Raw genomic sequence first — 23,965 nt, 5'->3', positions numbered from 1 at the left:
CTATCAGGTAATTTGCCGCAAACCTGCCCGTCCGCTCACCACCCAACCCCGCCATCGCCCCTTCCCGCCTTCGGACAGGGGGTGGGACATTCCGCCTCTCGACAAGGCGGCCTGGCTTTGCGATCCCTATCCCCATGAGGGAGAAGGAATTACGCCTCGCGCTCGTCTGTTATGGCGGGATCAGCCTGGCCGTCTACATGCACGGCATCACCAAGGAAATCTGGCACCTGACGCGGGCAAGCCGGGCCTTTCATGACGGGGTGGCGCCGCAGGGGGCGAGCGAGGCGGTCTATCATCGGCTGCTCGCCGATATCGAGGCGGCGAGCGGCACGCGGCTGCGCATCCTGCCCGACATCATCGCCGGCGCCAGCGCGGGCGGCATCAACGGCATCTTCCTTGCCCAGGCGATCGAGACCGGCCAGTCGCTGGAACCGCTAACCGCGCTGTGGCTGGACAATGCCGATGTCGACGAACTGCTCGATCCCGATGCGCGCCCCGCCCGCGCGCTGACCAAATTCTGGGCGACGCCACTGGTATGGATGGCCGCGCGCCGGCCCGGTGACGCGGTCGAGCGCACGGTGGCGCCCGACACGCGCGAGGAGGTGCGGATGAAATTGTCGCGCTTCATCCGCTCGCGCTGGTTCGAGCCGCCCTTTGGCGGGGCGATATTCTCGACCATGCTGCTCGACGCCTTCGACGCCATGGCCGCGACGCCGGCCGGACCGTCGCTGCTGCCCGACGGCCATCCGCTCGACCTGTTCGTCACCGTCACCGATTTCGACGGCCATGTGCAAAGCCTGAGCCTCAACAGCCCGCCCCAGGTGATCGAGACCGAGCATCGGCTGTCGATCGGCTTTCGCGGCCGGGGCGGCAGCGTCAGCGGCTTTGCCGATCCGGCCGAACTGGTCTTTGCCGCGCGCGCCACCGCCAGCTTCCCCGGCGCCTTTCCGCCCTTCACCGTGCGCGAGCTGGACCGGGTATTGAAGCGCCGCCACCGCGCCTGGCCCGGCCGCGACGCCTTCCTGGCGCGCGTGCTGCCGCGCCGGGCGGCACGGGGCGAGGCGGAGGACGCGGTGCTGATCGACGGATCGGTGCTAGCCAACGCCCCCTTTGCCCAGGCGATCGGCGCGCTCAGGAACCGGCCGTCGCGGCGCGAGGTCGACCGCCGCTTTGTCTATATCGATCCCAAGCCCGGCCACCGGTCGATCCACCTCAACCGCGAGGGCGAGGAGGAAACAGCGCCGACCGGCGAGAATGCGCCGCTGCCCGGCTTTTTCCGTACTATCTTCGGCGCGCTGTCGGACATTCCGCGCGAACAGCCGATCCGCGACAATCTGGAGGCGATCGACCGCCATTCCGCTCGCATCCGCCGCATGGGCCGGATCATCCAGGCGCTGCGCCCCGGTATCGAAGCGGAGGTGGAGGGAGCGATCGGCCGGATGCTGTTCCTCGACCGGCCGACGCCCGCGCGCCTGTCGACCTGGCGCGGCAAGGCGCAGCAGCGCGCCGCCGCATCGGCCGGTTTCGCCTTCCCCGCTTATGCCCATCTCAAGCTGTCGGGCATCGTCGAGGACCTGGCTGCGCGGCTGTTCCAGTTGAGCGGCGAGGATGCGCCGATGATGCGCGAAGCCTATCGCCAGGCGATCTGGAAACAGGTGCGCGCGATCGGCGCCGACCAGTTGACCGAGGATGCCGGGTCCGCCGCCGCGCCCGTCCTGTTCTTCCGCACCCATGACCTGGCCTTCCGCATCCGTCGCCTGCGCTTCCTGGCGCGGCGGCTGGCCGAGACGCTGGAGTTGGAGGCCGATGCCGACGGCGAAGCGGTGCAGGCGATGCACGACGCCATCTATCGCGCGCTCGCCCTCTACACCGAATGCGAGGGCAATGATTTCTACAATGACCATGTTCGCGCCGCCGCAGCGCAGGTGCCGACCGACGCCGGTGCGGCGCTGGAGGCAATGGCGCAGGCGCGCGGCCTGCGTGCCCGCGACGAGGCGGCCGACATGCTGCTGGCCGAGGCGCTCGCCAACCTGCCCAAGGCCGGACGCCGCACCATGTTGCTGGCCTATCTCGGCTTCCCCTTCTCCGACATCGCGACCTTACCGTTGCTTCAGGGTGACGCTGTCGATGAATATGATCCGATAAAAGTCGACCGAATTTCGCCCGAAGATTGCACCGCGATCCGCGCCGGCGGCGCCAACGCCACATTAAAAGGCATAGAATTCAACAATTTTGGCGCCTTCTTCAGCCGGGTCTATCGGGAGAATGACTATCTGTGGGGCCGGCTCCATGGAGTAGAACGCCTGCTGGATATCGTAATTTCTGCAATTCCTGCCCCAACACGTCTTCCCGAAGGGGCGTTGCGCACCTATAGGCGGGCGGCGTTTCTGGCGATCCTCGACGAGGAAGAGTCGCGCTTGCCGCATGTTGCGGATCTGATCGCCGGACTGCGGGAGGAAATCGGGTGAAGGGGCGTTTGAAGCTGTTTCCGATGATGCTGGCGCTGGTGCTCGTCACCGGCTGCAAGGGCTCGTCCGACGACAGCGCAGAGGCCGCCCCGGCAAACACGCCGCAGCAGGTGGCCATCGCCGTCGTCCAGCCCGATCCGCCGCCCCCCGCTCCGCCCGCCGTCCTGCCCTCGCGCCCGGCGCCGATCGTCACCGTCGGCCCGCCCGGCCCGACCAATTCGCTCGACCTGCCGCCGTCCAGCAACGCGGCCCAGCCCGCCCCCTTCCCGCGCGAAGTCACCGCCTTCATGGTCGACCGCGACAGCTGCGACCATTTCCGCGGCGAGGAACCCTATGATGCGGAACGGCGCGCCTATATCGAGGAAAGCGTCGCCGAACTCTGCTCCGGCACCGACACGAAGCTCGCCTTGCTGCGCAAGCGCTACGAGAAGATGCCGGACGTCATCAGTGCGCTGAGCAGCTATGACGCCCGGATCGAGGGCGAGGAACCCTGAGCGATATCAGGGTGAAGGCGGCGCCTGTAGCATATCCAGCCCGCCAATCCTGACAGCGAAGACACGGCCCCGAGCGCCGGGCTGTGCATCAGGCCCGACTTGGCCACGAGGCCCCATCGCGCCGACATCGCCCGGATGCGCGCCACCACATGTCCCCGGCTGAGATCCGCGTGATCCCCGCGCACCACCCTGGCCACCCGGCCCTGCAGCCCCGCCGCGTCCGCCAGCCCCGCCGCCGGTCAGGATGTCTCCTGCGGTGAAGATGTCGGTCACCGCGGCCGGCCCGATGACATAGACCGCGCCGCCATCGCCACCTTTGGCCCCCGCGCCGCCATTGCTCCCCGGACCACCACGCCCGCCGTCTCCACCGTCACCCGCTCCTCGTCGGCAATCCCCAAACGGTCCAGCCCTGCCATCACGCCCCCCGCCGCCATCACCGCCGGCTCCACCGCTGCCGCCCGCGCCCCCGGCGCCACCCGGCACACCACGAAAATCGATGTTCATGCGCACCTGATTGAGCGGGCTGCCCGTCGCCGTCGCCTCCAGCCGGCCGGCCACGATATAGAGGTCGGGTACCCGCGCCGTCGCGCCCGGTCCGCCATTGGTGCCGCGCCCCCCCGGCCGTCCCGGCTCACCGTCAGAGCCGCGACGGCCGCCACGGGCACCGCGTGTACCGGTCTGTCCCGCCTGGCCCTTCGGTCCGGCCAGCAGCGCGGTATTCCGTCGGATACCCAGCAAGGAGTGCGGATCCTCGATCCGCATCCGCTTGGCGAACAGCAGCACCCAGGGATGCTGGCCGGTAAACTCGATCGTGCCATCAGGCTTGAAGATCAATTCGTCGACCGCCAGCGTCTGGCCCGGCACCTTCTCGACGCCCCGTATCTGCAGGATTTCCGACACCGAATAGGCCCTGCCGATCGCGGCGCGCACCTCCAGCGGCAGCGCGGCCAGATCGGCGGTCTCGATCGCCGCCCGCGCCTCGGCCATCGAAGCCGCCTCCTGCGCCGGCGCCGGCAGCGGCGCCATGACGCCCAGCAGAAACCATCCGATCCTCTTCATGACAGCCTCCGTCCACGCACCGGCCCCTGTGCCGGCGGCGTGATGAAGGCCCGGATCAGCGCGTCTTTTCAATTGGCTGCGCCAGGCAAGATCATCCGCTTTGGAGCATCCTCAACGGATCATCCCGCCATTTGACCGCGCCAGATCATGACATTTCGATATCGCAACAAGGACATGAATGGGCGCGCACCATCGCCAGCCCGCCCATGGCCTTGCGCCTATTCGGATCAGCTTGTGGTCAGGCGGCGACCGCCAGACAGGCTTCCCGGATGTCGCGGGCCAGTTCGTCGACCCGCTCCACCTGCGCATCCCAGGCGAACATGAATCGCGCGCCGCCGCCGATGAAGGTGTAGAAACGCCAGCCGCGCGCGCGCAGCGCGTCCAGCACCGGCGCGGGGGCCGCAAGGAACAGCGCATTGGCCTCCACCGGGAAGATCGGGCTGACATCGGGCAGGTCGGCGATCGCCGCCGCCAGCCGGGTCGCGCAATCATTGCCGTGGCGGGCGTTGCGCAGCCAGGCACCGCTTTCCAGTAGGCCGATCCACGGCGCGGACAGGAAACGCATCTTCGACGCCAGCTGTCCCGCCTGCTTGCAGCGATAGTCGAAATCCTGCGCCAGCGCGCGGTCGAAGAAGATCACCGCCTCGCCCACGGCCATGCCATTCTTGGTGCCGCCAAAGCAGAGCACATCGACGCCCGCCTTCCAGCTGATCTCCGCCGGGTCACAGTTGAGGCTGGCGCAGGCATGGGCGAAGCGGGCGCCGTCCATATGCAGCTTCAGCCCCAGTTCGCGGCACACGGCGGAAATCGCGCGCACTTCCTCGACCGTGTAGACAAGGCCGGTCTCGGTCGGCTGGGTGATGGTGACGACGCGCGGCTTGGGGAAATGGATGTCGGAGCGGCTGGTCGCCAGTTGCCGGATCGCGTCCGGCGTCAGCTTGCCGTCGAGCGAGGGCGCGGCGAGCAGCTTCGACCCGTTGGAAAAAAATTCGGGCGCGCCGCATTCGTCGGTCTCGACATGGGCGGCGGCCGAACAGATCACGCTATGATAGGATTGACACAGCGCCGCGAGCGCCAGCGAATTGGCGGCGGTGCCGTTGAAGACGAAGAAGACTTCCGCATCGCCGCCGAACAGGGCGCGGAAATTGTCCGCCGCGCGCTGCGTCCATTCATCCTCGCCATAGGCCGTCGCCGATCCGCTGTTCGCCGCAAGCATCGCGTCGAGTGCCTCGGGGCAGGCTCCGGCATAATTGTCGCTGGCAAATTGCTGTGTGGAAATGGGCACGTCATGCTTCCGTCTGCTGGTGTGTGACCAAGCATCGAATCAACGTCGTCGTGGCTGCATGTCCCGTTGGATTGCCGGTCCGGCCACATCCCCTTCTTTCGAAAGGCACCACCTTGCTCGGGGAGCAGGTTGGTGTCGGACGTTGGCCCGACTCTTGATGTTGCCGGGGCGATTATCGGCCGGGCGATGCCGCGTCAAGCATCAGCGCAGCAGCGCCTCTATCCCCTTCGCCAGATCGATGTCCCGTTGCGACAGGCCGCCGGCATCATGGGTGGTGAGCGTGATTTCGACCCGATTATAGACGTTCGACCATTCGGGATGATGATCGGCCTTTTCCGCCAGCAGCGCGACGCGCGTCATGAAGCCGAAGGCAGCGACGAAGTCGGGAAAGGTGAAGCTGCGCGCGATCCCGTCCGGTTCGGCGACCGCCGTCCATTCGGGCAAATCCGCCAGCGCGATCGCGCGTTCCGTTTCGTTCAACCTGACAAGCATTTCTCTATCCTGCGTTATTTCTTTCGCCTATGTGACAGCCATGCCTGACACTGGTCAATCGTTCCGCTTCGCCCCTACCCCACAGGAAATCGAGATACTCGCGCTGGAGGCCCTGAGCCGCCTGCCCGAGCCCTTCCGTTCCTATCTCTCCAATGTCGTGATGCTGGTCGAGGATTTCGCCGACGCCGATATCCTGAAGGAGATGGAGATTGACGATCCGTTCGGCCTGACCGGCCTCTATAGCGGCCGTCCCTTCGGGCAGGAGGCGCAGACCGGCGACCTGCCGCCGACCGTGCATCTTTTCCGCCGCCCGCTGCTCGACGAATGGGTGGAGACCGGCGTGCCGCTCGAAGCGCTCATCACCCATGTCGTGGTGCATGAGGTCGGCCATCATTTCGGCCTGTCGGACATCGACATGCATGTGCTGGAGGATATGGTCGCCCCATGAGCGGCGCGGCGCTGCGCCTGTCGGGCCTGGCCTGTCTGCGCGGCGGACGCCTGCTCTTTGCCGGCGTCGACCTGGTGCTGGCGGCCGGCGGCAGCGCGTTGCTGCACGGCGCCAACGGCATCGGCAAGTCGAGCCTGCTGCGCCAGTGCGCCGGACTGCTGCCCGCCTATGCCGGGACGATCGATCGCCAGGGCAGCGTCGCGCTGGCCGACGAGCGGCTGGCGCTCGACATGGAATTGCCATTCCACCGCGCACTCGGCTTCTGGGCGCAGCTCGACCGGGTGGATGCGGCCGCGCTCGACCGCGCGCTCCACGCCATGGCGCTCGCCCCGTTGCGCGACGTGCCCGTGCGCATGCTTTCCACTGGCCAGCGCAAGCGCGCCATGCTTGCCCGCGTGATCGCCAGCGGCGCGGCGATCTGGCTGCTCGATGAACCGGCAAACGGCCTGGACGACGCTTCGGTCGCGCTGCTCGGCGCGGCGGTGGCGGACCATCTGGCGACCGGCGGCATCGTCGTCGCCGCCTCGCACCAGCCTTTGCCGCTGACCGATCCGGTGCGGATCGACATGGCTGCCCATGTACCGGACCCGGCACAGGAGGCGTCATGCGACTGATCGCCCTGCTCGTCACCCGCGACCTGGGACAGGCCTGGCGCTCGGCCGGGCTGTGGCTGCCGGTCGCCTTCCTGCTGCTGGTCGCCAGCCTCTATCCCTTCGCGGTCGGTCCCGACGCCGCCCTGCTCGCCCGCACCGGCGGCGGCATGCTGTGGATCGCGGCGCTGCTCGCCAGCCTGCTGCCGGTCGACCGGCTGGTCGCGCCGGATCGCGATGCCGGCATCCTGGACCAGATCGCGCTGCGCGGCATCAGCGAGGAGATGGTGGTGATCGCCCGGCTGATCGCCCATTGGCTGGGTTTCGGTCCGCCGCTGATGATCGCCGCCCTGCCCGCCGCCGCGCTGCTGAAGCTGGACGGCGCGACGATCCTGACGCTGGAGGCCGGGCTGCTGATCGGCACGCCCGCGCTGGCCGCGCTTGGCCTGCTGGTGGCGACCCTGACCGCCGGGCTGCGCTCGTCGGGCGCGCTGGCGGGCCTGCTCGCCCTGCCGCTGGCGGTGCCGCTGCTGATCTTTGGCGCAGGCACACTGGGCGATGGCAGCGGCGCCGCGTTCAAATTCCTGGGCGCCGCCTCCCTGCTGCTGGTCGCGATCACGCCGATCGCGGGCGGCGCGGCGATCCGCGCGGGTCGGGAATGAGGTTTGTGCAACGCGCAAGGCGTTGACATTGGCGGGCCGCAATGGTCCCATGCTGCATCGCAACAAGCTCCGACAGCGGGCCATGCCCGCCAAGCGCGAGGTGCCCGATGCCCGATCCGACTGCCGCACCGCAAAGCCGCCTGATCGACCTGGCCCTGCAGGGCGGCGGCGCCCATGGCGCCTTCACCTGGGGCGTGCTCGATCGCCTGCTCGAAGAACCCTGGCTGCGGATTGACGGCATATCCGGCACGTCGGCCGGGGCGATGAACGCGGCCGTGCTGGCCAGCGGCTATGCCCATGGCGGCGCGCCGGGTGCCCGCCGCGCCCTCACCCGTTTCTGGAGCAAGGTGTCGGACGGAGCGATGTTCAGCCCGTTCCGCCGCAGTCCGCTCGACATAGCGCTCGGCCGCTGGACGCTCGATTATTCGCCGCTCTATGTCGGCATGGACCTGATGGCACGGCTCTGCTCGCCCTATGATCTCAATCCGGGCGGGTTCAACCCGCTGACCGACATCCTCAACGAATGCGTCGATTTCGACCATCTCGCCGCCAGCCCGATCCGCCTGTTCATCACCGCGACCAGCGTGCGCACCGGCCAGGCCCGCGTATTCCGCAATGCCGAGATCACCCCCGACGTACTGCTCGCCTCTGCCTGCCTGCCGACCATGTTCCATGCGGTCGAGATAGATGGCGAGGCCTATTGGGACGGCGGCTATTCGGGCAATCCGACGCTGACGCCGCTGGTGCGTGACTGTGATTCGGACGACACCATCCTGATCCAGGTGAACCCGGTCGAGCGCGCCACCGACCTCTACGCCGCGCGCGACATTGCCAGCCGGTTGAACGAAATTTCCTTCAACGCCGTGCTGTTGCAGGAAATCCGGATGATGGCGCTGCTGCGCCAGGTCGCCGACCCCGGCCATGGCGAAGGCGAGAAATGGGCGAAGATGCGCATCCACCGCATCGCCAGCGCCGACATGCTGCAATTCGGCCATTCGTCCAAGCTGAATGCCGAATGGGCTTTCCTGTGGAAGCTCAAGAAGATCGGGCGCAAGGCGGCGGATGATTTCCTGAAGGAGCATGGCCAGGCGATCGGCCGGGAATCGACACTCGATATCGACGCGCTGCTCGCCCATGTCTGAGACGCTCAGCTTCCTTGGCATCCTGGTCGCGCTCGGCGCGCTGATCGCCATGGCCTATCGCGGCTGGAGCGTGCTGTTCCTCGCCCCGGCGCTGGCGATGATCGCGGCCTGCTTTTCGGGCTATCCGATGCTGGCGAGCTGGACCCAGATCTTCATGGTCGCCGCCGCCGGCTTCCTGGCCCAATTCTTCCCGCTGTTCCTGCTCGGGGCGATCTTCGCCAAGCTGATGAACGACAGCGGATCGGTGCGTAGCATCGCCGATGCCATGATCGGCTGGCTGGGGTCCGGTCGCGCGATCATGGCGGTGGTGCTGGCCGGCGCGATCCTGACCTATGGCGGGGTCAGCCTGTTCGTCGCCTTCTTCGTGCTGGTGCCGATGGCGCAGGCGCTGTTCCGCGCCGGCAACATTCCCCGGCGGCTGGTGCCCGCGACCATCATCCTGGGCACGTCGACCTTCACCATGACGGCGCTGCCGGGCACGCCGGCGATCCAGAATGTCATTCCCATGCCCTTCTTCGGCACCTCCATCTATGCCGCGCCGGGCCTGGGCCTGATCGCCGCGGTCATCATGCTGGCGGTGGGCCTGGGCTGGCTGCTGCGGGCGCAGGCGGCCGCCGCTGCCCGGCTGGAAGGCTATGACCCGAGCCTCTCCCCCGCCGCGCCGGTCGACAGCGCGCGGATGCGCGAGCATACGACGACGGCCTCCACCTTCGACCCCGCGGAGATGGACAAGGGCGCGCCCACCGACGACCGCCCCTCGCTCGCCATCGCCTTCCTGCCGATCGGGGTGATGATCGGCTGCAACCTCATCCTGTCGCTCTGGCTGTTCCCGACCTGGGACGCGCCCTTCCTGGCGGAGCCGTTATGGGGCAGCACCAGCCTGGGCGCGGTTGCGGGCATATGGTCGGTGACGGCCGCGCTGATGATCGCGACGATCGCCATCATCCTGTGCAACCGGGGCCGCCTGCCCAGCCTGCGCGACAGCATCGATTCGGGCGCCAACGCCGCCGTGCTGCCGATCATCAGCGTGGCGAGCCTGGTCGGCTTCGGCGCGGTGATCGCCGCGCTGCCCGCCTTTCACATGATCCGCGACTGGGTGCTGGGCATGGGCGGCGGGCCGCTGGTGTCGCTGGCGGTGGCGACCAACCTGCTCGCCGCGCTCACCGGATCGGCATCGGGCGGGCTCACCATCGCGCTGGAGGCGCTGGGGCCGACCTATATGGATATTGCGGCGCAGACCGGCACCGATCCCGCCATCATGCACCGGGTGGCGGTGATCGGGTCGGGCACACTCGACATCTTGCCGCATAATGGTGCGATCGTCACCCTGCTGGCGCTGAGCGGCGTCACCCACCGCGAATCCTATCTGGATATCGCCATGGCCGGCATCGTCAGCTCGCTTGCGGCGCTGGTCGCCGTCATCCTGATCGGGTCGACGATCGGCAGCTTCTGATCCCTTCGCCCGTTGGCCGGGTCGACAGGCGCCCGCGCTTGGGCCATGGGCTGCGCCATGTTCGGCATCATCGCATCCATATTGTTCGTCCTGATCTGGTCCACCGGCTTCATCGTCGCCCGCGCGATGGTGCCCCATGGCGCACCGGAACTGATCCTGGCCGCGCGCCTGTGCCTGACCGCGCTGCTGCTGGGGCTCCTTGCCCTGCGCGCACGCCAGCCGCTGCCGCACGGCCGGCGCCTGTGGCTGCATCTGGCGGCGGGCGCGATGCTGCACGGCTTTTACCTGACGCTCAGTTGGTGGGCGGTTGGCCATGGCATGCCGGCCGGCATCATGTCGCTGCTGGGCGCGACCCAGCCGCTGATGGTGGCGGTCGCCAGCGTCGCGATCCTGGGCGAGCGGTTGCCGGCGCGCGCCTGGAGCGGCCTTGCCATCGCCATCCTCGGCGTTGGCTGCGTGCTGATGCCGGCGATCGCCAAATCGGGCGCCGGCGCGATCACCCTGATCCCCGCCATTGCCGGCATCATTGCCGTGCTGGGCATGACCGGCGGCACGCTGATCCAGCGCGGCACAATCGGCGGCGATCCGATCTGGGTGTCGGGCGCGGTGCAGAATGCCGGCGGCGCGCTGGTGGCGATCGCCGCCACCCTGATCGTGGGCGAATGGCGCTGGGACAATAGCCCGATGCTGTGGATCGGCCTCAGCTGGTCGGTGCTGGGCCTGTCGGCCGCCGGCCTGTCGCTGCTGGTATGGCTGGTGCGCACCCAGGGGCCGACGCGCATGTCGATGCTGCTGCTGCTGGTGCCGCCGCTCGCCGCGGTCGAGGCCTGGCTGCTGTTCGGCGAGAAGCTCGGCCCGGTGCAGATTGCCGGCTTCGCGCTGGCGCTCGTCGGCGTGCTGCTCGGCCGGTCGCAGCCCAAGCGGACCGAGGTGGTGGAGCCAGCCTGAGCCGCCATCGCGCCGTCACGGGATCGTCACATCCTGCAACATGGCGGTCATGATCGCGCGCTAGGGCGGCTCATGAGCAAATCCGGCCGCACCCCGCCGCTTCCGTCGATCCTGTCGCAGGCGGCGAACATGCAGATGCAGATGACCTTGCGCCAGGTCGGCTTTGGCGCGCCGTCCGCCAATGCCATGCCCCATGTGCCGCCCAAGCCCGCGCCCGCGCCCCGCGACGACAGCGCGCTCGCGCTCAAGCGGCGCGACTGGCTGCTCAACGTCATGGAGCAACAGCGCGCCCTGTCCCCCTATGCCTCCGGCCTGCTGACCGCCGACGCGCTGTCAGGCGAGGATTTCCTGCATAATTTCTATGCGCCCGGCCGCCCGGTCCTGATCAAGGGGTCGATGGAGGGCTGGCCTGCCCGCGCGCAATGGACGCCGGACTATCTGGCCGATGCCATTGGCGCGGCGGAAATCGAGTATCAGGGCGGCCGGGCGCAGGCCGCCGACTATGAGCTGGCCAAGGACCGGCACAAGCGCCATGCGCCCTTTCGCCAGTTCATCGCCCTGGTGCGCGACGGCGGCAACGACGCCTATCTGACCGCCTATAACAGCGCAGCGAACGGCCCGGCCCTCGCGCCGCTACAGGCCGATCTCGGCCATCCCGACGCCTATCTGGCGCCGACGCCCGGCATGCTCTGGATCGGCGGCGCGGGCGCCTTCACCCCGCTGCATTTCGACCTCACCAACAATCTGCTGGCGCAGGTGACGGGCACCAAGCATGTCATCCTGGTGCCGCCGTCGCAGACCCATCGGCTGGCGCATAACCGCCATGTCTTCAGCGATGTCGGCGACCTGACCGATCCGGCGCGGCTGGATCAATACCCGCGCGCCCGCGACGTGCTGCGCTACGAAGTGCGGCTGATGCCGGGCGACCTGCTCTTCATCCCGATCGGCTGGTGGCATCAGGTCCGGTCGGAAAGCTTCTCGACCATGCTGACCTACACGCATTTCCACTGGCCCAATGCAGGCCATGAAAATTATCCCGCGGGGTAAAGCGTTGCCTGGAGAATATGCTGCCGCACATTCTGCCGCACCGGCCCGCTCCCCCACCCGGCCACCCGCAGAATAGTGCCGTTGGGTGGCCGGGTGTGGGAGCGGGCTGGCACCGCCTCAAAAATGCGCTCTTTCGCGCATTTTTTTAAAATCAGCCTTCCCGCAGCCGCTCATGATGGCGGATCACCTCATCGATGATGAAGCGCAGGAACTTCTCGGTGAAGTCGGGGTCGAGATTGGCATCGAGCGCGAGCTGGCGCAGGCGCGAAATCTGGCGTTCCTCGCGGCCCGGATCGGCCGGCGGCAGGTCGTGGGTCGCCTTATATTCGCCCACGGCCTGGGTGACCTTGAACCGCTCCGCCAGCATGAAGACGAGCGCCGCGTCGATATTGTCGATGCTCTCGCGATAGCGCTTCAAAGTCTCATCCACCTGGCATTCTCCACAGCGGCATCGCGGCGGGAAAAGGCGTGGCTTTTCCGTTACTGCGATGCGTCAATCAATCGTCCGGCGCGCTTTTTGCGCCATTGCGCCGCGCAGGCAAGCTATTCCCGCTTGCCATCTGCTTTTTGCCCCGCCAGAGGACGCTTGTCATGACTGCATCCTCCCCCGGCAACGTCCACCCGATCGGCCGCACCAGCGCCCCTTCGCTCGCTCCCATCATGGCGCTCGTCGCCGATGGCATGAACCAGGTGAACAGCGTGATCCTGGACCGGATGCAGTCGCGCATCCCGCTGATCCCGGAACTGGCCGGCCATCTGATCGCCGGCGGCGGCAAGCGGCTTCGGCCGATGCTGACGCTCGCCTGCGCCGACCTGGTCGGCTATGCCGGATCGCGCCATTACAAGCTGGCCGCATCGGTCGAATTCATCCACACCGCCACGCTGCTGCATGACGATGTCGTCGACGGATCGGGCCTGCGCCGCGGCCGCAAGACCGCCAACATCATCTGGGGCAACAGCGCCTCCGTGCTGGTCGGCGATTTCCTCTTCTCGCGCTCGTTCGAGCTGATGGTCGAGGCCGAGTCGCTCAAGGTCTTGAAGATTCTGTCGGGCGCATCGGCGATCATCGCCGAGGGCGAGGTCAACCAGCTGACCGCCCAGCGCAAGATCGACACCAGCGAAGAACAATATCTCGACATCATCGGCGCCAAGACCGCCGCCCTGTTCGCCGCCGCCTGCCGCATTTCCGCCGTGGTCGCCGACCGCAGCGAAGCGGAGGAACATGCGCTCGACGTCTATGGCCGCAATCTTGGCATCGCCTTCCAGCTGATCGACGACGCGATCGACTATGAATCGGACGGCGCCACCATGGGCAAGGATGCCGGCGACGATTTCCGCGACGGCAAGGTCACCCTGCCGGTGATCCTGGCCTATGCGCGCGGGTCGGACGAGGACAAGGCCTTCTGGAAGGCCGCGATCTCGGGCCATCGCATCAGCGACGAGGATCTGGCCCACGCCACGCAACTGCTGCGCCAGACCGGCGCGATTGCCGACACGCTGGCCCGCGCCCGCCATTATGGCCAGCGCGCGATCGACGCGCTGGGCATGTTCGATGCCGGCAAGGCGAAAGCGGCCCTTACCGAAGCGGTCGAATTCGCGATAGCACGGGCCTATTGACGCATTTCCGAAGCGGATTTTAAGTCCGCTGCCCCGGAACATGCGGCAAACCATAAGTTGAGGGAATGAACGGGTTCGCTCGTCTTCCTTTCCGACAAGCGTTCGCCCTGAGCGAAGTCGAAGGGCACGACTGAGCCGCAGGCGAAGGGCCTTCGCTTCGCTCAGGTGCGGGCTTCGACTTCGCTCAGCCCGAACGGGGTAAATATCGTGATCCTCTCCCCCGAAACCATCGCCTTCCTCATGGCCGCCGCCTTCATGGCCGGCTGCATCGACGCGATGGCGGGCGGGGGCGGCCTCATCGCCCTGCCCGCATTGCTCGCCGCCGGCGTGCCGCCGGTCCCGGCGGTCGCCACCAACAAGCTGCAAAGCTGCCTTGGCACCTTCGGCGCCTGTGTCGCCTATGCGCGGCGCGGCCATATGGACCTCAAAACCTACAAGGCGCCGGTGATCGCCGCCTTCATCGGATCGATCGGCGGCGCCTGGTTGCTGCAACGGGTCGACCCGTCGATCCTGGCCGGGCTGATGCCTGCGCTGCTGATCGCGATGGCGGCCTATTTCACTTTCTCGCCCAAGCTCAGCGATGCCGATCGCCATGCCCGCGTCGGCCTATGGGGCCTGTCCGGCATGATCGGCGTGGTCGGCTTCTATGACGGCTTCTTCGGGCCGGGTGCCGGCGCCTTCTACACCACCATCTTCATCGCGCTGGGCGGCCTGTCGCTACTGCGCGCCACCGCCCAGACCAAGGCCGCCAATTTCGCCTCGAACGTCGCCGGGCTGCTGACCATGGTCGCGGGCGGCCATGTCATCTGGATCGCCGGCCTCGCCATGGCGGTCGGATCGATCACCGGCGGCCAGATCGGATCGCACCTCGCCATGCGCTTCGGCTCGAAGCTGATCAAGCCGCTGCTCATCATCATGTCGCTGGCGCTGACGACCAAGATGCTGCTCGATCCGAAGAACCCGATTCACATCTATCTGTTCGGCTAGAACCCACACCCCATTTCCGGGCATCGGGGATGTTCCCGCCCGATCTCGGGATTATCCCCATGCAGCGTCGCGATCCGCCCGCCGTTACCCTTCGGCCGATCCATCATGATCGGAGACTCAGCATGGCGAAGAAAAAACCCAATATCCTAGTCATCTGGGGTGACGATATCGGCTGGCAGAATGTCAGCGCCTATGGCCTGGGCACGATGGGCTATACCACGCCCAATATCGACAGCATCGGCTATGGCGGCATCCGCTTCACCGACCATTACGGCCAGCCCTCCTGCACCGCCGGTCGCGCATCCTTCATCACCGGCCAATATCCGATCCGTTCCGGCATGGTGACAGTGGGCCAGCCCGGCGAACCACTAGGCCTGCAGCCCGCATCACCTTGCCTCGCTGAAGTAATGAAAGACGCAGGCTATCGCACCGGCCATTTCGGCAAGAGCCATCTGGGCGATCGCAACGAACATCTGCCGACCAACCATGGTTTCGACGAATTTTTCGGCAATCTCTATCACCTCAACGTGTCGGAAGAGGATGAACAGCGCGACTATCAGAATTTCGCCAAGGCCTATTCCGGTAGCCTGGAAGAATATGAAAAGAAATTCGGTGCGCGCGGCGTGATCCACAGCTGGGCCACCGATGTCGATGATCCGACCGAAGATCCGCGTTTCGGCAAGGTCGGCAAGCAGAAGATCGTCGACACCGGCCCGCTCCATCAGGAGCGCATGCACGAGATTGACGAACAGGAATTCATCCCGCCGGCGCTGGAGTTCATGAAGAAGGCCAAGGATGCCGACGAACCCTTCTTCGTCTGGCTCAACACCAGCCGCATGCATCTCTACACCCGCCTCAACGACAAGTGGCGCTATGCTGCCGAAAAATATACGTCGGAAGCGGACCTGCATGGCTCGGGCATGCTCCAGCATGACCATGATGTCGGCATCGTGCTCGACTGGCTGAAGGCAAACGGTCTGGAGGAGGATACCATCGTCTGGTATTCGACCGACAATGGTCCGGAACATAGTTCCTGGCCGCATGGCGCGACCACGCCCTGGCGCAGCGAGAAAATGACCACCTATGAAGGCGGCGTCCGTGTCATCTCGATGCTCAAATGGCCGGGTGTGATCGCGCCGCTGCAACTCAAGAACGGCATCCAGTGCCATCAGGACATGTTCACCACCCTCGCCGTCGCCGCCGGCGTTGAGGATGTGAACGAGAAGCTGATGGCCGAGAAGCAGCAATATATCGACGGCGTCAACAACCTGCCCTACTGGAAAGGCGAGGCCGAAGATTCAGCCCGCAACCACATCTTCCACTATAATGAGTCCAAACTTGCAGCGATGCGCATGGGCCCGTGGAAATGGCATTTCTCCACCACCGAAGATTATTACGGCACCATCACCGGTCGTTCCAAGCCATTGGTCTTCAACATCCGCATGGACCCGTTCGAAAGCTACGACAACAGCGACTCCTATGGCCATCTGATCCAGAAAGTGTCCTGGCAGACCGGACCGATGGGTGAGATGATGAAGGAGCATTTGATGACGCTCGCCAAATATCCGCCGGTCCAGGGCGGCAAGAGCTTCGACATGTCCAACGTGGTCGAACAGTTCATGAGCAAGGGCCGCGACTAACCGTCGCGCGCCATCGCCGGAATAGACCCGATGCCCGGAGCCGCACGGCTTCGGGCATTGCCGTTTCTGCCCGGCGCGCCTTGCGCTCGGCCCTGATTGGCGCGAGAGGGGGCGGATCATGACCGCCCCCGCCCTGCCGATCCATGCCGTCCTGCCCGACCTGCTCGCTGCGCTGCGTGCCGGCAGCAATGCCGTGTTGGTGGCGCCGCCGGGCGCGGGCAAGACGACGGCGGTGGCGCCGGCCCTGCTCGACCAGCCCTGGTGCGACGGCCAAGTGCTGCTGCTCTCGCCCCGCCGCCTGGCGGCCCGCGCCGCGGCCGAGCGCATCGCCGAGATGCTGGGCGAGCAGCCGGGCGGCACGGTCGGCTATGCGACGCGGATGGACAGCAAGGTCAGCGCGAAGACGCGCCTGCTGGTGCTGACCGAAGGCATCTTCGTCCGCCGCATTCAGGATGATCCCGAACTGGCCGGCGTGTCGGCGGTGCTGTTCGATGAAGTGCATGAGCGCAGCCTGGACAGCGATTTCGGCCTCGCGCTGGCGCTCGACGCGCAGGCAGCGCTGCGCCCGGACCTGCGCATCCTGCCGATGTCGGCGACACTCGATGGCGCGCGTTTCTCCACCCTTCTCGATGGCGCGCCGGTGATCGAGAGCGAGGGCAAGATCCAGCCCCTCGAACTGCGTCCTATCGGCCGCCATGCCGAAAAGCGGATCGAGGATGAGATGGCCGCCGCCATTCGCCGCGCGCTGGAGGAGGAGGCGCAGGGCGACCTGCTCGCCTTCCTGCCCGGCGTCCGGGAAATCGAGCGCACGGCCGAACGGATCGAGGGTGGCGCGTTCGAGGTCCACATGTTGCACGGCAGTCTGGAACCGGGCGCCCAGCGCGCCGCCATCCGCCCCTCGCGCGAGGGGCGGCGCAAGGTGATCCTGGCCACCTCGATCGCCGAGACCAGCCTGACCATCGACGGCGTGCGCATCGTCGTCGACAGCGGCCTTGCCCGCCGCCCGCGCTATGACCGCGCCGCCGGTGTTACCCGCCTCGTCACCGAGCGCGCCAGCCAGGCGTCGGCGACCCAGCGCGCCGGCCGTGCCGCGCGCCAGCGGCCCGGCGTCGCCTATCGCCTGTGGGAAGCCGCAGCGACGGCGGGCATGCCGCCCTTCGACCCGCCAGAAATATTGGAAAGCGACCTGTCCAGCCTGTTGCTCGACTGCGCGCTCTGGGGCGTGAGCGATCCGGCCAGCCTGCGCTGGCTCGACGCGCCACCCGCCGCCGCCGTGGCCGAAGCGCGCAAGCGACTGACCGCCCTGGAGGCGCTTGACGCCGACGGCCGCATCACGGCCCATGGCAAGGCGCTCGCCACCCTGCCGCTGGCGCCGCGCATCGCCCATATGCTGGTGCGCGCCGGTGAGCGCGGCCTCGCCCGCACCGCCGCCGAAATCGCAGTCCTGCTCGGCGAACGCGGCCTGGGCGGGCAGGATACCGACCTTACCCTGCGACTCCAGCGCTGGCGACGCGAGGGCGGCAAGCGGGCCGAGGCCGGGCGCGGCCTCGCCAAGCGCTGGGCCAGGCTGGTCGATAGTCGGTCGTCCGCAGAGGGCGGGCTGCATGATGTCGGCCTCTGCCTCGCCCTTGCCTTTCCCGATCGCGTCGCCAAGCGCCGCTCCGCCGATGGCGCCGACTGGGCCAGCGTGGGCGGACGCGGCTTCCGGCTCGATCCGCTCTCGCCGCTGGCCAGCGAAACCTGGCTGGCGGTCGGCGAAGTGCAGGGCAGCGCCGCGGGCGCGCGCATCCTGTCGGCCGCCCCAATTGGCGAGGCGGAGGTGATCGCCCTATTCGGCGAGCGGATCGCCGAGCATCGCACGGTAAAATTCCGCCCCGCCAATGGCGGAATCGAGGCGCTGCGGGAGCGCCGGCTGGGCGCGGTGCGCCTGTCGTCCGGCTCTGACGACCGGCCAGCCCCCGATGCAGTCGTCGCCGCGCTGGTCGATGGCGTGCGGCAGGGCGGCCTTGCCCTCCTCCCCTGGTCGGAGGCCGCGCAATCGCTGCGGATGCGGGCGGACTTTGCCGGGATCGAGGCGCTGTCCGACGCCGCCCTGATCGACACGCTGGACGACTGGCTCCCGCCGCTGCTGGCGGGCAAACGCCGCCTGTCCGACATCGACCGGTCGCAACTGTCGGGCGTGCTCGAAACGCTGATCGGCTGGGACGGCAAGCAACAGCTCGACCGGCTCGCCCCGCCCGATTTCCGATCGCCCGCCGGCTCCACCCATGCGATTGACTATGCGGCCGAGGGTGGCCCGCGCGTGGAATTGCGGGTGCAGGCGCTGTTCGGCCTGTCGCAGCATCCGACCGTCGGCAACCAGCGCATCCCGCTGGTCCTGTCGCTCACCTCGCCCGCCGGCCGGCCGATCCAGACGACGCGCGACCTGCCCGGCTTCTGGGCCGGCAACTGGCGCGACGTGGCCAAGGAAATGCGTGGTCGCTATCCCCGCCACCCCTGGCCCGACGATCCGGCGAGCGCCAATGCCACATTGCGCACCAAAAATGCGGACGCGCGCCGCAACTCTTGACTTCACGGCGACCGCTGGTGCAACGCACAATGACGATTTTACGGAGTTCCATCGCGATGACCGCGCGCATTTACCAGATCCAGAAGAACGCCCTCCAGTCCGGCAAGGCGCTGACTCACAAGTGGGTGCTGGAATATGCGCCCGCCGAAGCGAAGAAGGCCGATCCGCTGACCGGCTGGGCCGGTTCGGGCGACACCAAGCAGCAGCTGAAGCTCAGCTTCTCCTCGCAGGAGGCCGCCGTTGCCTATGCCGAGCGCGAGAAGATCGCCTACACCGTCATCGCGACCCCGCCCAAGACGCTGAAAATTCAGGCCTACGCCGACAATTTCCGCTGATCTTCCCGCCCTTGTGGGGCTGGAACAGCAAAGCGTGGCGCGACACGGCGCGCCGCGAACAAGGCATTTTGCCCCAGATGCTGCCCGATTGACGCCTTATTCGCTTGCCAAAGAGCGGCGTGAGGCGGCAAAAGCCGTGCTTTCATGGAAAGATTGAAGAGATAATGACCGATCGCAGCGAGATTTTCGACAGCGTCGCAGCGCAGATCGCCCCCTTCAACAAGAAGGGCGTCGACCTGACCGAAGCCACCACCTTTGCCGGCGACCTGGAATGGGACAGCCTGACCGTGATGGATTTCGTCGCCGCCATCGAGGATGAGTTCGACATCATCATCACCATGAACATGCAGGCCGAGATCGAGACCGTGGGCCAGCTGGTCGACGCGGTCGCCAAGCTCAAGACCGCCTGATTTAGATTTTTGCCGTTCGCCCTGAGCGAAGTCGAAGGGCGTTGCTGAGCGAAGGCGAAGCAGGGAGCCTCGGCTCCGCTCGGCAGAGAGCTTCGACTTCGCTCAGCTCGAACGGTTAAGGGACTTTGGATATTATGACCGACGCCGCCATCGCCACGCAAACCCGCGATCTCTTCTCCAAGTTCGATCCGCTGATCAACGAGCGCGAGGCGCTGCTGGCGACGGGCGTGCGCGATCCTTATGCGATCGTCATGGACCAGGTGCTCTCGCCCACCCGCGCGATCATCAAGGGCAAGGAAACCATCCTGCTCGGCACCTATAATTATATGGGCATGACCTTCGACCCCGACGTGGTCGAAGCCGGCAAGAAGGCGCTGGACGAATTTGGCGCCGGCACCACCGGCAGCCGCGTCCTCAACGGCACCTATCAGGGCCACAAGGAAGTCGAGGACGCGCTCAAGGAATTCTATGGCACGTCGGGCGCCATGGTCTTTTCGACCGGCTATCAGGCGAATCTGGGCATCATCTCCACCCTGGCGGGCAAGGGCGACTATGTCGTGCTCGACGCCGACAGCCATGCCTCCATCTATGACGGCTGCGCCATGGGCAATGCCGAGATCGTCCGCTTCCGCCACAACAGCGTCGAGGATCTGGACAAGCGCCTGGGCCGCCTGCCCGCCGACGCGCTGAAGCTGGTCGTGCTGGAAGGCGTCTATTCGATGCTGGGCGACGTCGCCCCGCTGCCCGAGATGGTCGCCGCCATCCGCAAGCACCCCAATTGCATGATCCTGTGCGACGAAGCCCACGGCATGGGCTTCTTCGGCCCCAACGGCCGTGGCGCATATGAGGAGCAGGGCGTCGAGGGCGAGATCGACTTCGTGGTCGGCACCTTCTCCAAGTCGGTCGGCACGGTCGGCGGCTTCTGCGTCTCGAACCATCCCAAGTTCGAGATCCTGCGCCTCGTCTGCCGTCCCTATGTCTTCACCGCCTCGCTGCCGCCCAGCGTCGTCGCCACCGCCGCGACCAGCATCCGCAAGCTGATGCACGCCGGCGAGAAGCGCGCGCATCTGTGGAAGAACAGCCAGCGCCTGCACAAGGGCCTCACCGACCTCGGCTTCAAGCTGGGCAGCGCCACGCCGCAGTCGGCGATCATCGCCGTCATCCTGACCGACCAGATGCAGGCCGTCGCCATGTGGCAGACGCTGCTGGAGCTGGGCCTCTACGTCAACATGGCGCGCCCGCCGGCGACCCCGGCCGGCACCTTCCTGCTGCGCTGCTCGCTCTGCGCCGAACATAGCGACGAGCAGGTCGAACAGATCATCGCCATGTTCGAAACCGCCGGCAAGGCCACCGGCGCGATCAGCTGATCGCGCTTTTCGACACTCCGACGATCGACCGGGTATTTCCTGCGATAGAATCTGCTACAGCGGCGGAACCATCTAACCTGCATATTCGCGCGGTTAACATAGTTCGGTTAGTGTAACGGTATATGGCGGAACGCGACGTGATCGACGAACAGGACCGGGGCTGGCGCGCTGTGGCGCGGCGCTACATGCCCCTGGTCCTTGGCATATTACTGATCGGATCGCTCGGCGCCCTGCTCTACAGCGCCAGCAACGCCTCGCGCGATCATCAGCGCGCACTCGCCGAACAGCAGCGCAGCTGGGAAATCATGGCGCTCGCCCGCGCCTTCGAAGCGAAGACGACCCGCGCCGAAGTGACGCTGGCCCGCTATGTCATCAGCCTCGATCCCGATACCGGCCGTCTGTTCCAGGACCAGTGGCGCACCGCTGCCAGCCAGCTCAAGTCGCTGACCTATGCCACCCGCAAGTCCGACTGGCAGCGCGGCAATGTCCGTGCACTCCAGGTCGCCTTCAACCAGCGCGGCAAGACGTTGAGCGAGATCGGCCTGCGCACAACCTATGACCAGAAAGTGGGGGCGCTGGCGCAATTTCATCAGGCCGGCCAGTCGCAGGATATCAAGCGGCTGACCGCGCTGATCGATCTGGTGATTCAGGCTGAAAATGCGCGCCTGCGCGAACGCAGCCTGGCCGTCAGCCTGGCCGGCGACCGCACCGAATTCGTCGGCAAGACGTCGCGCATGGTGGGCCTTGCCCTGCTGGTCTGCGTGCTGTTCGCGCTATGGCTGGTCAACGCCGCCTATACCGAACGGCGCAACGCGCGCCGCATGGCGGATATGGAAACAGAACGCGCCGACCGACTGGAAGAGGCGGTCTCCGCCCGCACCAGCGAATTGTCGGACGCCTATGAGCAGTTGAAGCGCGAGTCCGCCGAGCGCGCCGCCGCCGAGGAAAATCTGCGCCAGATGCACAAGATGGACGCCGTGGGCCAGCTCACCGGCGGCATTGCACATGATTTCAACAATATGCTGGCGGTCGTCGTCGGCGGCCTTGAGCTGGCCAAGCGCAAGATCAGGCTGAAGCCGACCGAGGCCAGCCGCCATCTCGACAATGCGATGGAGGGCGCCAATCGGGCTGCCGCCCTCACCCGCCGCCTGCTCGCCTTCGCCCGATCCGAACCGCTATTGCCCAGCGCGGTCGACCCGGATGCGCTGCTGCGCGGCATGTCGGAACTGGTCGACCGCACGATCGGCGACCAGATCATCGTCGCCTTTGGCCATGAGGCGCAGGGCTGGCGCATTTTCGTCGACCAGCACCAGATGGAAAATGCCCTCCTCAACCTGTGCGTCAATGCGCGCGACGCGATGGAAGGGCGCGGCAAGCTGACCATTTCCACCAGCCAGGCGCAACTGATCGACAATGAGATCGGCGAATGCATCGCCGGCGACTATGTCGTCGTCAGCGTCAGCGACGATGGCTGCGGCATGACGCCGGAGGTCGCGGCCCGCGTGTTCGAACCTTTCTTCACCACCAAGCCGGTTGGCAAGGGCACCGGCCTTGGCCTCAGCCAGATTTTCGGCTTCGTGCGCCAGAGCGCCGGCGAAATCCGTATCGATTCCGTTCTGGGCGAAGGCACCAGCGTCCATATCTACTTGCCGCGCAAAATATTGACCAAGGAAGAGGCGGCGATCGAAGCGCCCAATCTGGAGCAGGTGCAGACCTTGCATCCCCCCACGCGCATTCTGGTGGTCGAAGACGATCCGCGCGTCCTCAACCAGACGATGGCGGCGCTCGCCGAACTGGGCCATCTGCCCATCGCCTGCGACCATCCCGGCAAGGCCGCAAAATTGCTGGCCAACAATGCCGATATCGGCCTGATCATGAGCGACGTGCTGATGCCCGACATGACCGGGCCGGAAATGATCCGCACCCTGCCCGCCCATATGCGCCATCTGCCGGTGCTGTTCGTCACCGGCTTCACTGGCGACGCGACCGACAGCGACGATTTCCGGGGGCATGAAGTGCTGCGCAAGCCCTATACGCTGGCCGCGCTCGGCCTGGCGCTGTCGAACGCGCTCAGCGGATCGAACCACCCAGGAACAGCCGCGGCAGCAGAGTGACCGCGCCCAGCAGCGGCCAGCGCCGCTGCCAGGGCTTGATCTCGATCGCGGTGCCGGCGTGGCGATTGATCTTCCACGCCAAATAATCGATGCCCCCGGCATAGGTGAAGCTCGCCTTGGCAAGGCGCACGACCGAGAGATATTTGCCGCGCCGCTGCAGCCCGCGCCAGACCTTGTCTGCATTGTCGGGGGACGGCGGCAGCCCTTCTGCCAGAGCGGCCGCACCGAAGCGGCGATAGCGATCAGGATCGGCATCGACGATCGAGAGCGACCGGCCCGTCTTCTCCGCCCGCAACTCGGCATTATAGGTGAGGGTGAAGCCGGCCTTCCACAGCGGGACAGGATCATCGCCCTGCCCCTGCGCCATCGGTCGGGCGAGCGACAACAGGGTCGGCGCCGCCTGCGCCACCGCCGCCAGCGCGCGCTGCCGTGCCAGATCATCCGCCGACCACAGCAGCCGGGACGGCTGGGCAAAGCGCGCCCAGACCGAGACATTGTCCGCCTTCATGCTGTTCAGCCGGGCAAAGTCGGCCTCCGACAGCACGGCATATTTGGCGATCAGGCCGCCATGTTCGAACGGAAACACATTGGGCGGGATCGCCCGATTGGCCCGCGCCAGCCAGCCCTTGCCATAGGCCGCCTCATAATCGGAGACGATCAGGTAGAAATCGAGCATCAGCCCGTCGAGATTGGCCTCGCGCAGGCAGGAGCCGTAGAAGAGCACCGCCCGTGCCGCACCGGGATATTTCGCCGCCAGCGCGCCCGCCATGGCGGCCGCGCGCGGATCGGCCGGCGCGGACAGTTCGGCAGCGACGAGCGAGAACAGGCTGTTGGTCAT

Annotated in this window: 22 protein-coding genes and 1 riboswitch; of the genes, 17 read left to right on the top strand and 5 right to left on the bottom strand. The window is 66.7% G+C overall.

Annotated elements, in window-relative coordinates; genetic code table 11:
• The first annotated feature begins 134 nt into the window (after positions 1 to 134).
• Entirely contained in the window at positions 135 to 2,468 is a 2,334-nt protein-coding gene (locus N6H05_RS12280) for a patatin-like protein (RefSeq protein WP_284114082.1), read from the top strand.
• Positions 2,465 to 2,962 (top strand): hypothetical protein, encoded by a 498-nt coding sequence (locus N6H05_RS12275; protein ID WP_284114081.1) that lies wholly within the window; start codon positions 2,465 to 2,467, stop codon positions 2,960 to 2,962. Before N6H05_RS12280 ends, N6H05_RS12275 begins: the two co-directional genes overlap by 4 nt.
• Before the next feature lie 6 nt (positions 2,963 to 2,968).
• Here N6H05_RS12275 and N6H05_RS12270 read toward each other — a convergent pair whose 3' ends face one another.
• The 3 genes from N6H05_RS12270 to N6H05_RS12260 all read right to left on the bottom strand — a co-directional run bounded on the left by N6H05_RS12270 (position 2,969) and on the right by N6H05_RS12260 (position 5,798).
• On the bottom strand, positions 2,969 to 4,021 hold the full coding sequence (locus tag N6H05_RS12270) for a hypothetical protein (RefSeq protein WP_284114080.1): 1,053 nt from the start codon (positions 4,019 to 4,021) through the stop codon (positions 2,969 to 2,971).
• A 238-nt stretch (positions 4,022 to 4,259) separates the two neighbouring features.
• The gene (locus tag N6H05_RS12265; RefSeq protein ID WP_284114079.1) at positions 4,260 to 5,306 is read right to left on the bottom strand and encodes a threonine aldolase family protein; all 1,047 of its coding nucleotides are present in this window, start codon (positions 5,304 to 5,306) and stop codon (positions 4,260 to 4,262) included.
• Positions 5,307 to 5,363: 57 nt separating this feature from the next.
• Positions 5,364 to 5,472, bottom strand: a riboswitch (SAM-I-IV-variant riboswitch).
• A 35-nt stretch (positions 5,473 to 5,507) separates the two neighbouring features.
• Positions 5,508 to 5,798 (bottom strand): 4a-hydroxytetrahydrobiopterin dehydratase, encoded by a 291-nt coding sequence (locus N6H05_RS12260; protein WP_284114078.1) that lies wholly within the window; start codon positions 5,796 to 5,798, stop codon positions 5,508 to 5,510.
• 40 nt (positions 5,799 to 5,838) lie between these two features.
• On the opposite strand from N6H05_RS12260, the gene N6H05_RS12255 reads away from it, so the two are divergent.
• From N6H05_RS12255 to N6H05_RS12225, 7 genes are all read left to right on the top strand, one after another.
• Positions 5,839 to 6,246: a metallopeptidase family protein gene (locus tag N6H05_RS12255; protein WP_284114077.1), complete on the top strand. Its 408-nt coding sequence runs from the start codon at positions 5,839 to 5,841 to the stop codon at positions 6,244 to 6,246.
• A complete protein-coding gene (ccmA, locus tag N6H05_RS12250) occupies positions 6,243 to 6,860 on the top strand; it encodes a heme ABC exporter ATP-binding protein CcmA (RefSeq protein ID WP_284114076.1) in 618 nt (205 codons plus the stop codon). Before N6H05_RS12255 ends, ccmA begins: the two co-directional genes overlap by 4 nt.
• A complete protein-coding gene (locus N6H05_RS12245; RefSeq protein WP_284114075.1) occupies positions 6,851 to 7,498 on the top strand; it encodes a heme exporter protein CcmB in 648 nt (215 codons plus the stop codon). Before ccmA ends, N6H05_RS12245 begins: the two co-directional genes overlap by 10 nt.
• Before the next feature lie 107 nt (positions 7,499 to 7,605).
• The gene (locus N6H05_RS12240; RefSeq protein ID WP_284114074.1) at positions 7,606 to 8,640 is read left to right on the top strand and encodes a patatin-like phospholipase family protein; all 1,035 of its coding nucleotides are present in this window, start codon (positions 7,606 to 7,608) and stop codon (positions 8,638 to 8,640) included.
• The gene (locus N6H05_RS12235; RefSeq protein WP_284114073.1) at positions 8,633 to 10,093 is read left to right on the top strand and encodes a GntP family permease; all 1,461 of its coding nucleotides are present in this window, start codon (positions 8,633 to 8,635) and stop codon (positions 10,091 to 10,093) included. The genes N6H05_RS12240 and N6H05_RS12235 overlap by 8 nt, the downstream gene beginning before the upstream one ends.
• A gap of 45 nt (positions 10,094 to 10,138) precedes the next feature.
• Positions 10,139 to 11,041, top strand: coding sequence for a DMT family transporter (locus tag N6H05_RS12230; RefSeq protein WP_284114072.1), 903 nt, complete (start codon positions 10,139 to 10,141; stop codon positions 11,039 to 11,041).
• 72 nt (positions 11,042 to 11,113) lie between these two features.
• A complete protein-coding gene (locus N6H05_RS12225) occupies positions 11,114 to 12,088 on the top strand; it encodes a cupin-like domain-containing protein (RefSeq protein ID WP_284114071.1) in 975 nt (324 codons plus the stop codon).
• A gap of 151 nt (positions 12,089 to 12,239) precedes the next feature.
• On the opposite strand, the gene N6H05_RS12220 is transcribed toward N6H05_RS12225, so the two are convergent.
• A complete protein-coding gene (locus N6H05_RS12220; protein WP_004207932.1) occupies positions 12,240 to 12,518 on the bottom strand; it encodes a chorismate mutase in 279 nt (92 codons plus the stop codon).
• A 161-nt stretch (positions 12,519 to 12,679) separates the two neighbouring features.
• On the opposite strand from N6H05_RS12220, the gene N6H05_RS12215 reads away from it, so the two are divergent.
• The 8 genes from N6H05_RS12215 (at position 12,680) to N6H05_RS12180 (ending at position 23,127) form a co-directional block, all read left to right on the top strand.
• Positions 12,680 to 13,705, top strand: a complete 1,026-nt coding sequence (locus N6H05_RS12215; protein WP_004207933.1) for a polyprenyl synthetase family protein — start codon at positions 12,680 to 12,682, stop codon at positions 13,703 to 13,705.
• Between the two features lie 207 nt (positions 13,706 to 13,912).
• Positions 13,913 to 14,692 (top strand): TSUP family transporter, encoded by a 780-nt coding sequence (locus tag N6H05_RS12210; protein ID WP_284114069.1) that lies wholly within the window; start codon positions 13,913 to 13,915, stop codon positions 14,690 to 14,692.
• A gap of 122 nt (positions 14,693 to 14,814) precedes the next feature.
• A complete protein-coding gene (locus N6H05_RS12205; protein ID WP_284114068.1) occupies positions 14,815 to 16,332 on the top strand; it encodes an arylsulfatase in 1,518 nt (505 codons plus the stop codon).
• A gap of 118 nt (positions 16,333 to 16,450) precedes the next feature.
• A complete protein-coding gene (gene hrpB / locus N6H05_RS12200) occupies positions 16,451 to 18,901 on the top strand; it encodes an ATP-dependent helicase HrpB (RefSeq protein WP_284114067.1) in 2,451 nt (816 codons plus the stop codon).
• Between the two features lie 56 nt (positions 18,902 to 18,957).
• Positions 18,958 to 19,236, top strand: coding sequence for an ETC complex I subunit (locus N6H05_RS12195; RefSeq protein ID WP_007711606.1), 279 nt, complete (start codon positions 18,958 to 18,960; stop codon positions 19,234 to 19,236).
• 164 nt (positions 19,237 to 19,400) lie between these two features.
• On the top strand, positions 19,401 to 19,646 hold the full coding sequence (locus tag N6H05_RS12190; protein WP_284114065.1) for an acyl carrier protein: 246 nt from the start codon (positions 19,401 to 19,403) through the stop codon (positions 19,644 to 19,646).
• A 134-nt stretch (positions 19,647 to 19,780) separates the two neighbouring features.
• Positions 19,781 to 21,013 (top strand): serine palmitoyltransferase, encoded by a 1,233-nt coding sequence (gene spt, locus N6H05_RS12185; protein ID WP_284114064.1) that lies wholly within the window; start codon positions 19,781 to 19,783, stop codon positions 21,011 to 21,013.
• Between the two features lie 122 nt (positions 21,014 to 21,135).
• Positions 21,136 to 23,127 carry an ATP-binding protein gene (locus N6H05_RS12180; RefSeq protein ID WP_284114063.1) on the top strand — a complete coding sequence of 664 codons (1,992 nt, stop codon included), beginning with the start codon at positions 21,136 to 21,138 and terminating at the stop codon, positions 23,125 to 23,127.
• Here the strand turns inward: N6H05_RS12180 and N6H05_RS12175 are convergent.
• Entirely contained in the window at positions 23,084 to 23,965 is an 882-nt protein-coding gene (locus tag N6H05_RS12175) for a hypothetical protein (protein WP_284114062.1), read from the bottom strand. The two genes, N6H05_RS12180 and N6H05_RS12175, sit on opposite strands and share 44 nt — an antisense overlap.

Source organism: Sphingobium sp. WTD-1, from assembly GCF_030128825.1.
Classification (GTDB): Bacteria; Pseudomonadota; Alphaproteobacteria; order Sphingomonadales; family Sphingomonadaceae; genus Sphingobium.
Note: the sequence above shows the minus strand (reverse complement) of the source record. Positions and strands in the feature narration are given on the sequence as shown.

Excerpts from the sequence above, each read along its gene's own strand:
- hrpB (WP_284114067.1), top strand. The coding sequence starts at position 16,451 with ATGACCGCCCCCGCCCTGCCGATCCATGCCGTCCTGCCCGACCTGCTC.
- N6H05_RS12270 (WP_284114080.1), bottom strand. The coding sequence starts at position 4,021 with ATGAAGAGGATCGGATGGTTTCTGCTGGGCGTCATGGCGCCGCTGCCG.
- ccmA (WP_284114076.1), top strand. The coding sequence starts at position 6,243 with ATGAGCGGCGCGGCGCTGCGCCTGTCGGGCCTGGCCTGTCTGCGCGGC.
- spt (WP_284114064.1), top strand. The coding sequence starts at position 19,781 with ATGACCGACGCCGCCATCGCCACGCAAACCCGCGATCTCTTCTCCAAG.
- N6H05_RS12235 (WP_284114073.1), top strand. The coding sequence starts at position 8,633 with ATGTCTGAGACGCTCAGCTTCCTTGGCATCCTGGTCGCGCTCGGCGCG.
- N6H05_RS12215 (WP_004207933.1), top strand. The coding sequence starts at position 12,680 with ATGACTGCATCCTCCCCCGGCAACGTCCACCCGATCGGCCGCACCAGC.
- N6H05_RS12190 (WP_284114065.1), top strand. The coding sequence starts at position 19,401 with ATGACCGATCGCAGCGAGATTTTCGACAGCGTCGCAGCGCAGATCGCC.
- N6H05_RS12255 (WP_284114077.1), top strand. The coding sequence starts at position 5,839 with ATGCCTGACACTGGTCAATCGTTCCGCTTCGCCCCTACCCCACAGGAA.
- N6H05_RS12240 (WP_284114074.1), top strand. The coding sequence starts at position 7,606 with ATGCCCGATCCGACTGCCGCACCGCAAAGCCGCCTGATCGACCTGGCC.
- N6H05_RS12230 (WP_284114072.1), top strand. The coding sequence starts at position 10,139 with ATGGGCTGCGCCATGTTCGGCATCATCGCATCCATATTGTTCGTCCTG.
- N6H05_RS12260 (WP_284114078.1), bottom strand. The coding sequence starts at position 5,798 with ATGCTTGTCAGGTTGAACGAAACGGAACGCGCGATCGCGCTGGCGGAT.
- N6H05_RS12195 (WP_007711606.1), top strand. The coding sequence starts at position 18,958 with ATGACCGCGCGCATTTACCAGATCCAGAAGAACGCCCTCCAGTCCGGC.
- N6H05_RS12175 (WP_284114062.1), bottom strand. The coding sequence starts at position 23,965 with ATGACCAACAGCCTGTTCTCGCTCGTCGCTGCCGAACTGTCCGCGCCG.
- N6H05_RS12245 (WP_284114075.1), top strand. The coding sequence starts at position 6,851 with ATGCGACTGATCGCCCTGCTCGTCACCCGCGACCTGGGACAGGCCTGG.
- N6H05_RS12280 (WP_284114082.1), top strand. The coding sequence starts at position 135 with ATGAGGGAGAAGGAATTACGCCTCGCGCTCGTCTGTTATGGCGGGATC.
- N6H05_RS12205 (WP_284114068.1), top strand. The coding sequence starts at position 14,815 with ATGGCGAAGAAAAAACCCAATATCCTAGTCATCTGGGGTGACGATATC.
- N6H05_RS12225 (WP_284114071.1), top strand. The coding sequence starts at position 11,114 with ATGAGCAAATCCGGCCGCACCCCGCCGCTTCCGTCGATCCTGTCGCAG.
- N6H05_RS12180 (WP_284114063.1), top strand. The coding sequence starts at position 21,136 with ATGGCGGAACGCGACGTGATCGACGAACAGGACCGGGGCTGGCGCGCT.